9 protein-coding genes and 1 pseudogene are annotated in these 9,909 nt (G+C 72.2%); 2 read left to right on the top strand and 8 right to left on the bottom strand.

Features of this window, described 5'->3' with window-relative positions:
* Nucleotides 1-121: 121 nt before the first annotated feature.
* The 8 genes from ADX84_RS24305 to ADX84_RS24270 form a co-directional block, all read right to left on the bottom strand.
* Nucleotides 122-781: a bifunctional DNA primase/polymerase gene (locus ADX84_RS24305; protein ID WP_369801140.1), complete on the bottom strand. Its 660-nt coding sequence runs from the start codon at nt 779-781 to the stop codon at nt 122-124.
* A gap of 91 nt (nt 782-872) precedes the next feature.
* Nucleotides 873-1,868, bottom strand: coding sequence for a porphobilinogen synthase (hemB, locus tag ADX84_RS24300; RefSeq protein ID WP_049579627.1), 996 nt, complete (start codon nt 1,866-1,868; stop codon nt 873-875).
* A gap of 61 nt (nt 1,869-1,929) precedes the next feature.
* Nucleotides 1,930-3,621: a uroporphyrinogen-III synthase gene (locus ADX84_RS24295; protein ID WP_049579624.1), complete on the bottom strand. Its 1,692-nt coding sequence runs from the start codon at nt 3,619-3,621 to the stop codon at nt 1,930-1,932.
* 239 nt (nt 3,622-3,860) lie between these two features.
* Entirely contained in the window at nt 3,861-4,832 is a 972-nt protein-coding gene (gene hemC, locus ADX84_RS24290; protein ID WP_049579621.1) for a hydroxymethylbilane synthase, read from the bottom strand.
* Nucleotides 4,829-6,328, bottom strand: coding sequence for a glutamyl-tRNA reductase (locus ADX84_RS24285; RefSeq protein WP_049579618.1), 1,500 nt, complete (start codon nt 6,326-6,328; stop codon nt 4,829-4,831). Before ADX84_RS24285 ends, hemC begins: the two co-directional genes overlap by 4 nt.
* Nucleotides 6,329-6,470: 142 nt before the next feature.
* On the bottom strand, nt 6,471-7,163 hold the full coding sequence (locus ADX84_RS24280; RefSeq protein ID WP_049579615.1) for a redox-sensing transcriptional repressor Rex: 693 nt from the start codon (nt 7,161-7,163) through the stop codon (nt 6,471-6,473).
* Between the two features lie 426 nt (nt 7,164-7,589).
* Nucleotides 7,590-7,856, bottom strand: a complete 267-nt coding sequence (locus tag ADX84_RS24275; protein ID WP_049579633.1) for a glutaredoxin family protein — start codon at nt 7,854-7,856, stop codon at nt 7,590-7,592.
* Between the two features lie 34 nt (nt 7,857-7,890).
* Nucleotides 7,891-8,148, bottom strand: a complete 258-nt coding sequence (locus ADX84_RS24270) for a MoaD/ThiS family protein (RefSeq protein ID WP_049579613.1) — start codon at nt 8,146-8,148, stop codon at nt 7,891-7,893.
* Nucleotides 8,149-8,257: 109 nt separating this feature from the next.
* Here ADX84_RS24270 and ADX84_RS24265 point away from each other — a divergent pair, with 109 nt between their 5' ends.
* Together ADX84_RS24265 and ADX84_RS24260 are read left to right on the top strand one after the other, a co-directional pair.
* Complete coding sequence (locus ADX84_RS24265) at nt 8,258-9,055, top strand: response regulator transcription factor (RefSeq protein WP_049579610.1); 798 nt, start codon at nt 8,258-8,260, stop codon at nt 9,053-9,055.
* Nucleotides 9,056-9,319: 264 nt separating this feature from the next.
* A pseudogene (locus ADX84_RS24260) lies at nt 9,320-9,909 on the top strand (hypothetical protein); the annotation flags it as partial.

Below are 9,909 nucleotides of genomic sequence, written 5' to 3'. Positions count from 1 at the left end.
GGACCGGCGCGGGGATGGGGACCGGGGTGGGGGAAGTGTGTGGATGGGTTCGCTCACAGGGGAGAAGTTACGGCATCGCGGCGATCCGGGCGCGTGGTCACGGCACCCGGCCGCGCGGCCCTCAGGCACCGGGGAGCGCGAACTCCTCGCTGGCGTCGTTGAGGATGTCCAGGACGGCGATCGGGTCCGGCAGGACCACCGCGCCCTCCACGTCGCGGGGGTTGCGGATCCAGGTGACGCGTCCCCCGGAGGCCAGCACGGAGGGAGCGCCCAGGACGAAGCTGTCCCGGCAGTGCCAGCGCAGACCCGGCATCGCCTCCACGGCCTCCGGGACGCAGTCCAGATGACACGACCACCACTCGTCCTCGTCCATCGGGGAGCGGGTGGCGACGAAGAACATGTAACGCGAGTCCAGGGCCGCGACCGGGCCCGCCGGTACGCCCGCGCGGCCCATGCGCGCCAGAGCCATCACACCGGCCTCACGGGGAACGTCCAGGACGTCGAAGACCCGGCCGGTCGGGAGCACGATGTTCGCCTGGGGGCTGGCCGTCCACCACCGGCGGATCGTCTCCGCGTCGGTGCTGGCCTCCACACCCCAGGCCGCGGTCACCGGGTGCGCAGCCGGGTCCGGACAGCCCATCCGGTCGCACGTACACGCCCGGTCCTCACCCGGGGCCGTGCCCCGCACCACCGGCCAGCCCAGTTCGGCGAAGCGCAGGGCCGACTCCATCATGCTGTCCGTAGCGTGGCGTCGTTTCCGTCGGTACAACACGTCGGCCATCTGGAACTCCCCGGTCGTGATCGGTGCGGGCGCGGCCGGGTGGAAGGGCCGGGCGCCCGGCGGCCGCGACCGGGGCGTGGGCCTCGCCGCGTCAACGCAGCAGGCGGGCCGCCTCGGTGGCCCAGTACGTCAGGATCTGTTCGGCCCCCGCGCGCCGGTAGGAGGTCAGGGTCTCCAGGATGGCCCGCTCACGGTCGAGCCAGCCCCTCTCGGCCGCCGCCTCGATCATCGCGTACTCGCCACTGACCTGATAGGCCGACACGGGTACCGGAGAGGACTCGGCGACCTTGGCGACCACGTCGAGGTAGGCCAGGCCCGGCTTCACCATGACCATGTCGGCGCCCTCGGCGACGTCCAGGGCCACCTCGCGCAGGGACTCGCGGACGTTGGCCGGGTCCTGCTGGTATCCGGAGCGGTCCCCGGACTGGGGGGCGCCCTCGGCGGCCTCACGGAAGGGACCGTAGAACACCGAGGCGTACTTGGCCGCGTAGGCCAGGATCGGCACGTGCGGGAAGCCCGCCCGGTCGAGCCCGTCGCGGATCGCCCCGACCTGGCCGTCCATCATGCCGCTGGGTGCCACCACTGCGGCCCCGGCCTCGGCCTGGGCGACGGCGATGGACGCGTACCGCTCCAGGGTGAGGTCGTTGTTGACGTGCCCGTCCTCCTCGAGCGGACCGCAGTGGCCGTGGTCGGTGTACTCGCACAGGCAGAGGTCGGCCATCACCACGATGTCGTCGCCGACCTCGGCCGCGAGGTCGCGCAGCGCCACCTGAACCACCCCGTCGGGGTCGTCGGCCTGCGAGCCCACCGAGTCCTTGTGCTCGGGGATGCCGAACAGCATGAGCCCGCCGACCCCGGCCTCCACCGCCTCACGGGCGGCCTTGCGCAGGCTGTCCCGTGTGTGCTGCACCTGACCGGGCATCGAGGAGATCGCCACCGGATCGGTGAGCCCCTCCTTGACGAACATGGGCAGGATCAGGTTCTCCGGGAGAACCCGGGTCTGCGCGACCAGGCGGCGCAGCGCCGGTCCTCGGCGCAGTCGGCGCGGCCGGGCGACGGGGAACTCCGCGTCATGGCTGGCGGTCATGGGTACTCCCGGATGGGCTGGTGGTGGTCGGGAGCCGAGGGCACGGCTCGGGGTTCGCTGTTCAGAGCTTGCGGCGGCGACCGCGGCGCTTCTGGCTGGGCTTGAGGACCGGCTTGCCCGCGTTGATCGCTTCCTGGCGCCTGGCCGCACCGTACTCCGAAAGCGCCTCCGCGAGGGCGGAAACCGAGGCTTTCGGCGCGACCACGTCCACGCGCAGACCGAACTCGATGGCGGTCTTCTCAGTCTCCGGGCCGATCACGGCGATCGCGGTGGTGTTGTGCGGCTTGCCCGCGATCCCCACGAGGTTGCGCACCGTGGACGAGGACGTGAAGAGCACCGCGTCGAAGCCGCCGCCCTTGATCGCCTCGCGGACCGGCTGGGGCGGGGGCGCCGCCCGCACGGTGCGGTAGGCGGTGACGTCGTCGATCTCCCAGCCGAGGTCGGTGAGCCCGGCGGCGAGGGTCTCGGTGGCGATGTCCGCGCGCGGCAGCAGGACCCTCTCGATGGGGTCGATCTCGGCGTCGTAGGGCGGCCAGACCTCAACCAGGCCCTTGCTGGACTGGGCGTCCTCGGCGGGCTCCAGGTCGGGCTGGATACCGAAGTCGCGGACGGCCTGCGCGGTGGCCTCGCCGACCACGGCGACCTTGACCCCCGCGAACGCGCGGGCGTCCAGGCCGTACGACTCCAGGCGCTCGCGGATGGCCCGGACGGCGTTGACGGAGGTGAAGGCCACCCACTGGTAGCGGCCGGTCACCAGGCCCCGCACGGCGCGTTCCATCTGCTGCGGGGTGCGCGGCGGCTCCACCGAGATGGTGGGCACCTCCTCGGGCACTGCTCCGTAGCCGCGCAGCTGGTCGGAGAGGGCCACGGCCTGCTCCTTGGTGCGGGGCACCAGGACCCGCCATCCGAACAGCGGGCGGGTCTCGTACCAGGACTGCTCGGCCTGGCGGGCCACCGGGGAGCCGACGATCATCAGCGCGGGCGCCGTGACGTGGTGGTTCTTGGCGTCGGTGGACTTGAGTTCGGCAACCAGGCGGGCCAGCGTCGAGGTGACGGTGGTCTGCCGGGTGGTGCCGCCCGCGCGCACGACCGCCACGGGGGTGGTGGCGGGACGGCCACCGGCGATGAGGGCCTTGCACACGACGTCGAAGCCGGGTCCCCGGTGCTCGGGCGCCTCCTCCGGCGGGGCGTCGGCGCCCAGGATGACCAGGGGAGCGTCGCTGGCGGCGGCCTCCTGCCAGTCGACCTCCTTGTCGCCGTGCGGTCGGGCGTGCAACACACGCAGCTCGGCCTCGTCGTCGCCGAGCAGGGAGATGCCACCGAAGGTCGGGACGGAGGTGATCGAGGAGACCCCGGGGGCGACCTCAGCCTCGATCCCGGCCTCCCGGCAGGCGGCGACCAGGGCGGCGCCCCGGCAGCCGAAGAACGGGTCACCCGAGTACAGGCGCACCACCCGCTGGCCCTCGCGGGCATGGGTGACGGCGAGCGAGTTGACGTCGCCGCCGCACTGGGCGGCCTCCACCACCGTGACGTCCTCGGAGCAGTGCGCGAGCAGCTCCTCGCGGAAACCGGCGAGCTCCTCGGCCGCGGGCTCCCTGAGGGTGATGACCACGTCGGCCCGGCGCAGCAGCTCGGCGCCGCGCAGGGTCAGGAGGTCGGCGCCTCCCGGACCGGCACCGACAAGGGCGACGTGACCGGCCCCGCGCTCGCGGCGACGCGGTTCCTCCGGCTGGGGGCTGGCGTTGGCGTTCACGTACTGGCTCCTCGTTTGTGGGTCGCCCGCGCCCCGGGGTGCGGAGTCCGGGGCGGTGACGGGGAGGTGGTGGTGCGGTGGCGTCCGGACCCTTTCTCGCGGGGCGCGGGTGAAGTTGCCCCTGCTGTGCCTTGCTCCGCGGGCCCCGCCGTGTCGCACGGCGGGGGCCCACCCGGGTTCGGCCGCCCGCCCGGCGCGTTCGGCGGCGTGCGGGACGGCAGTGGACCGGGTCGCACGGCCTAGGGGGTGTCCCGCTCGGCGAAGGCCTCGGCGACGATGCGGTCGGCGCCCTCGGCGATCATCTGGCGGGCGAGCTCCCGGCCGAGCCCGACGGCGGCGTCGAGGTCCTCCGGCGAGTCCAGGTCGATGGTGCGCTCGCGCCGCACGGCGGTGGCGCCGTTGGTGGCGACCACGGCTGCGCGCAGGCGCAGGCGGCCCTCCGCGTACTCGGCGAAGGCGCCGACCGGGGCAGCGCACCCGGCCTCCAGCTCGGACAGCACGGTGCGCTCGGCGACGACCTCGGCGCGGGTGACCGGGTGGTCGACGGAACCCAGGTAGGCGAGGTCGGTCCCGGCGCGCTCGGTGCGGCACTCCACGGCGAGGGCGCCCTGACCGGGGGCGGGCAGCATCTGCTCGGGCTCGAAGACGTCGGTGACGTCGTCGCGGCGGCCCACGCGGCCCAGCCCGGCGTAGGCCAGGACCACGGCGTCGAGTTCGCCGGAGGAGACCTTGCCCAGGCGGGTCTCGGCGTTGCCCCGGATGGGGAGGTAGACCAGGTCGGGGCGGAGCGCGGACAGCTGGGCGACGCGGCGGGGAGAGCCCGTGCCGACCTTCGCCCCGGCGGGCAGGTCCGCGAACTTGAGGCCGTCGCGGGCGCAGAGGGCGTCCCTGGGGTCGTCCCGCTCGGGGATGGCCGCCAGGACCAGCCCCTCGGAGGGGGCCGTGGGCAGGTCCTTGAGGGAGTGCACCGCGAAGTCGATGGTTCCGGCGACCAGCTCGTCGCGCAGGGCGTTGACGAACACGCCGGTGCCGCCGAGCTGGGTCAGGTGGGCCTTGGTGACGTCGCCGAAGCTCGTGATGAGCTCCAGCTCGATCGCCTGGCCGGTCCGCTCGGTGATCGTGTCGGCGACCCCCTGGGACTGGGTGGTGGCCATGGTGCTGCGGCGGGTGCCGAGCTTGGCGGGTACGGCGGTGGTGCCTTCTGCGGTCATGCCTTCTCCTGTGCGGGCCGCGCGGCGGGGCTGCGGCGACCGGGACAGGTCTCCCCGTCCGGGTCCTTCGGGATCTGGAGGTCGAGGTCGAACAGCTGGCGCAGGGCGGCCTCGTAGGACTCGCCGTCCGGGGCCGCGGCCAGTTCCTTCACGCGCACGGTCGGTCTGTGCAGCAGTTTGTCGGCGACACGGCGCATGGCGCGGCCGATCTCCTCGCGGGTGCGGTCGTCGAGGTCGTCGGGGAGGCGTCCGTGGAGACGGGAGAGCTCGGAGTCCACCACGTCACGGGCCTGGGCGCGCAGGGCGACGACGGTGGGCGCGACCTCGTTGGCGCGGCGGATCGCGCGGAACTCGTTGACCTCCTCGTCGACGATCCCGCGCACGAGCGGGAGCGCGTTGGAGCGGCCGGGGTCGTGGCCCGTTCCGGAGGCGACGGCCTGGCGCAGGTCCTCGATGTCCACGAGGTGGACACCGTGCAGCTCGCGCACGCCGGGGTCGATGTCGCGGGGCAGGGCCAGGTCCAGGAAGACCAGGGGGCGGGTGCGGCCCCGGGTGGCGGCGGCCACGGCCTCGGCGGTGAGCACGAGGCCCTGGGCGCCGGTGCAGGAGATGACGAGGTCGACGTCGGCGAGGGTGGCGGCGGCTTCGGCGAAGGGCACGGAGCCGGCTCGCACGGTGTCGTAGGCCTCGTTGAGGCACTCGGCCAGACGCGCGGCGCGCTCGGGCGTGCGGTTGGCGACGATGACCGTCCCTGCGCCCTGGCGGGCCACGGTGTTGGCGGACAGTGCGCTCATGGAACCCGCGCCGAGGACCAGCACGCGGGAGCCGGTGAGCGGACCGGAGGGGAGGGCGGCGCCGAGGCTGCGGGGTTCGGCGGGGTCGGAGAGGGCGCCCCTGCCGGACATGGGGCAGCCGGCGGGCGGGGTGACCTCGGCGGCGGGCAGCGACGGGTCCGGGGTGACCGCGAGTTCCCGGGTGGCGATGGTGAGGCCGAAGCTGACCATGTCGGCCCCGGCGTGGTCCAGGTGGGTCTCGGTGTGGGCGCGCTTGCCCACGCGCAGGGCCCGCTGTCCGAGGTCGTTGAGGACCCGGCCGACGGAGCCGGTCTCCTGGCCCTCCTTGAGGGCGTCGCGGACCTGGCCGAGGATCTGGCCCTCGCCGACGACCATGGAGTCGAGGCCGCAGGTGACGGAGAACAGGTGCTGGACGGCGTGGTCCTCGAAGTGCGCGTAGAGGTGCTCGTTGAGCTCGCCGAGGGTCACACCGGTGTGCCAGGAGAGGAGTTCGGTGATCGCCGCGACCCCGCCGTGCGGGTTCTCGACGTCGGCGTAGACCTCGGTGCGGTTGCAGGTGGAGACCACCATGACCTCGTTGACCGCGTCGGAGCCGACCATCTCACCGACCGCCCTGGTACGCGTCTCGCCGTTCAACGCGACACGTTCGAGCAGCGCCACCGGCGAACTCCGATGACTCAACCCCACGGCCAGGACACTCATCCGCACTCCTATGCAGGCACTATGTCTCTCCATGTTCGGGTACGGACGGGGACCACCGCCGTCTACCCCCCGAAACGCGGCGAACGCTCGCTCATCGCCGCCGCTCGAGCCTTGGGGACCCTGCCCCAGGACCCGGTCCGTCTCATGTCACTTCCAGCCCCGACCTGTGCGTCTGACCGTCGCCGTCGGCCCTGCGCTGCGCGTGGAAGGCGAGGATCTGGAGTTCGATGGACAAGTCGACCTTACGCACATCGACCCCGTCCGGCACATTCAGCACGACGGGGGCGAAGTTGAGGATGCTGGTCACTCCCGCTTCCACGAAGCGGCTGGCGACACCCTGCGCGGAACCGGCCGGTGTGGCGATCACCCCGATCGACACACCCCTGGAACGCACAACCTCCTCCAGGCTGTCAATATGCCTCACGTCCAGCGACGCCACGGACCGTCCGACCACGTCCGGGTCGGCGTCGAGCAGGGCCGCTATCCGGAAGCCACGGGTGCCGAAGCCCCCGTAGTTGGCCAGTGCGCGCCCCAGGTTGCCGATGCCGACGATGGCCACTGACCAGTCCTGGGTGAGACCAAGCTCACGCGAGATCTGGTAGATGAGGTACTCGACCTCGTAGCCCACGCCTCTCGTCCCGTAGGAGCCCAGATGGGAGAGGTCCTTGCGGAGCTTCGCCGAGTTGACTCCCGCGGCGCCGGCGAGCCCCTCGGAGGAGACGGTGGCGGTGCCACGGTCCTGGAGTGACTGGAGGGCGCGCAGGTAGACCGGAAGCCGGGCGACGGTGGCCTCCGGTATTCCCCTCTCCCGGGGCCGAGGCGGACGAGTTGTCACAGGGTGGCGCTCCTGGGGAGAGGTCGGTTCGGGCGGGTGCGGGGTACGGAGCTCGCGGCTCCGGCACCGACGGCCCCGGACACGCGCCTCCCCCGCCCTACGGGTCGTGGGACCCCCAGATTACGTGCTTGTGAAAGCACGCACAAAGTGGGGTCCGATGTGACGCCCCGCGGGCGAGTTCCCACAAATGCACCCCCGTGAGCCCGCTGCGGAACAGGAGATCACATCGCACGCATTCCGGACGGAGGACACCGCCAGCGCGGAACCGGTGAGTAAGTCGCGGAGGCCTCCGACCCGCAACCGGGAAGCGACGCGTGAGCGATGCGGAAAAGGCACCGTCGGCAATAGCGGTGGCACCGCCACGCGCTCGACGGCGCCCATTCCCACACCTGCCCGTTCTCGGAAGTGACTCCGCGAAAGTTCCCCTCAGGAGGAGAGCGCGGAGCGCAGACGCCCCTCGGACACCCGCCAGAAATCGTGCCTCCGTCCGTCGACGAAGGTCACCGGGACCTTGTCCCAGTACTCCTCGCGGTCGACCTCCGAGACCTCCGCCAGGTCGTGCCCGGCCCGGTCCACGCCGAGGTCGTCAGTCACGCCCTCGATGACCGACCACGCCTCCTCGCAGAGGTGGCACCCGGCCTTGCCGAGCATGACCACGCGCGCCTTCCGCGTCCACTGTTGGGTTTCCGTCATGTTTCGCTCCGATTCCGCCACGCCGTCGGACACCTCACCCGCCCGCGAAGGGCGGTAGGACCTCGATCACAGTCCCGTCCGTGACCGGCACCTCACTGTGTGCCCGCCGACCCACGGGCCGTTCGTCCACCAGAAGCGACGAAGCCCCCAGCACGCGCTGGAAACGGTCGTCAGCGTGCAGGAGACACGCCGCTTCGAGGGCTGCCGCGAGGGTGTCGGCTTCGACTGTCTCCTCAGCCGTTCCGGCGGCTTCCTTCGCGGAAGCCCAGTACCGGATAGTGCACTTCGCCATGAGTTGATTATCCTTGGTGTTGCTCGGAGGCGACGTATTCGACAAATCTTCACCGGGGGCAATGGCGCCTTCGATCGCCCGACACAAGCGGGCCGACGAGAAGAGACGCATGAGCCATCTGCTGTTACTCACGAACTCGAACGAACCGTCCGACCACGTTCTTCCCGCCCTCGGACTCCTCCTGCACTCCGTGCGGGTGGCTCCCGCTGAGGCCGGGGCCCTGCTGGCCTCCGGAGTCAGCGGGAACCCGAGCGCCCCGGTTGACGCCATTCTGGTCGATGCGCGAACGGACCTGGCGGCTGCCCGTAACTTCTGCCGGCTTCTGGACACCACCGGACTGGACTGCCCGCTGCTGGTCGTCCTCACCGAGGGCGGCGTCGCGGCGCTGACCCCGGACTGGCAGGCCGACGACTTCATCCTGGTCACCGCGGGTCCGGCCGAGGTCGAGGCCCGTCTGCGCCTGGCGGTCGGGGCTGCCGAGGCCGGGTCCGACGACCCGGACGAGATCCGCCGGGGCGACCTGGTGATCGACGAGGCCACCTACATCGCGCGTCTGCGCGGCCGCATCCTCGACCTCACCTTCAAGGAGTTCGAGCTGCTCAAGTTCCTGGCGCAGCACCCCGGGCGCGTGTTCACCCGGGCCCAACTGCTCCAGGAGGTCTGGGGCTACGACTACTACGGCGGCACCAGGACGATCGACGTGCACGTGCGTCGCCTGCGCGCCAAGCTGGGCTCGGAGAACGAGTCCCTGATCGGCACGGTCCGCAACGTGGGCTACCGCTTCGTACCGGACCCCGTCTCGAAGTCCGGGTCGGCCCAGAAGCCGTCCGGCGAGGCGGCCGAGACGACAGAGGCCACGGAGACGGCGGAGGCCGTGCCCGCCACCCGTTCCGCCGGGGCCTCCTGACGACGGCCCCACCCGGCTCCGACCGCTCTCCGGGGCGCCCATGGCCATGGGCGCCCCGGAGTCGTGTCCGGGACCGCGGCCCGACTCGGAGCCCGTCCCCCCATCCGACCAATTGGACGGCGCGCGCCCTCGTGCTCGGCGCCCCCACGCCCTAAGATCGGTGGGGCACCCGACGGACGGGGCTTGGCAGGCGTGGCGGAGTCGCGTCGCCGGGTGCGGCCCGAGCCGCTGAAGGCGCGCCCCCGGAGGAGTGAGATCGCACCGATGCCGACCCCCGCTACCCACGCCCCCCACAGACCCCGCCTGAGCAGCGTCATCGGCGCGGCCTTCGTCGGTTCCACACTGATCGCCGTGATGTCGCCGGCCCACGCCGACCCCGCCGACCCCGTTGCCTCCGCCGTCATCACCTTCTCCAGTGAGGCCGACTCCGTCGAACTCGGGGAGGCGGCCCCGCCCAACACGCTCTCGGTGACCAACACCGGGGACATCCCGATCTGCCTGCTCGAACTGCGAACCGACTCCGACGAGCTCCCGGCGGGCGCCCCCACCGCCTCCGTGATCGCACCCGAGATCACGACCCAGAGCACGGTCACCGGCGCGCCCCTGCAGGACACCACCGTGACGGCGACCCTGCGCTACGCGGCCGCCACCGGTGAGGGCTGCCAGGGAGTCGACGAGAGCCAGGTGAAGGAGGTCGCGTCGAACCCGTGGACGGTGACGGTCACCGACCCCGAGCCCTCGCCCACTCCCACGGAGTCGCCTTCGGAGACCCCCACGGAGGAGCCGACCGAGCAGCCCACCAGGACTCCGAGTCCGTCGCCGACACCGTCCCCGACGAACTCCGAGAGCCCCAC

Source organism: Nocardiopsis sp. SBT366 (assembly GCF_001083815.1).
Lineage (GTDB): Bacteria > Actinomycetota > Actinomycetes > Streptosporangiales > Streptosporangiaceae > Nocardiopsis > Nocardiopsis prasina.
The sequence above is the reverse complement of the archived record's forward strand: the minus strand, read 5'-3'. Positions and strand labels throughout refer to the sequence as shown.

What these genes read in the sequence shown, in the direction of transcription:
- hemC (WP_049579621.1), bottom strand. Translation starts at nt 4,832, where the DNA reads ATGACCGCAGAAGGCACCACCGCCGTACCCGCCAAGCTCGGCACCCGC.
- ADX84_RS24285 (WP_049579618.1), bottom strand. Translation starts at nt 6,328, where the DNA reads ATGAGTGTCCTGGCCGTGGGGTTGAGTCATCGGAGTTCGCCGGTGGCG.
- ADX84_RS24275 (WP_049579633.1), bottom strand. Translation starts at nt 7,856, where the DNA reads ATGACGGAAACCCAACAGTGGACGCGGAAGGCGCGCGTGGTCATGCTC.
- ADX84_RS24270 (WP_049579613.1), bottom strand. Translation starts at nt 8,148, where the DNA reads ATGGCGAAGTGCACTATCCGGTACTGGGCTTCCGCGAAGGAAGCCGCC.
- ADX84_RS24265 (WP_049579610.1), top strand. Translation starts at nt 8,258, where the DNA reads ATGAGCCATCTGCTGTTACTCACGAACTCGAACGAACCGTCCGACCAC.
- ADX84_RS24305 (WP_369801140.1), bottom strand. Translation starts at nt 781, where the DNA reads ATGGCCGACGTGTTGTACCGACGGAAACGACGCCACGCTACGGACAGC.
- hemB (WP_049579627.1), bottom strand. Translation starts at nt 1,868, where the DNA reads ATGACCGCCAGCCATGACGCGGAGTTCCCCGTCGCCCGGCCGCGCCGA.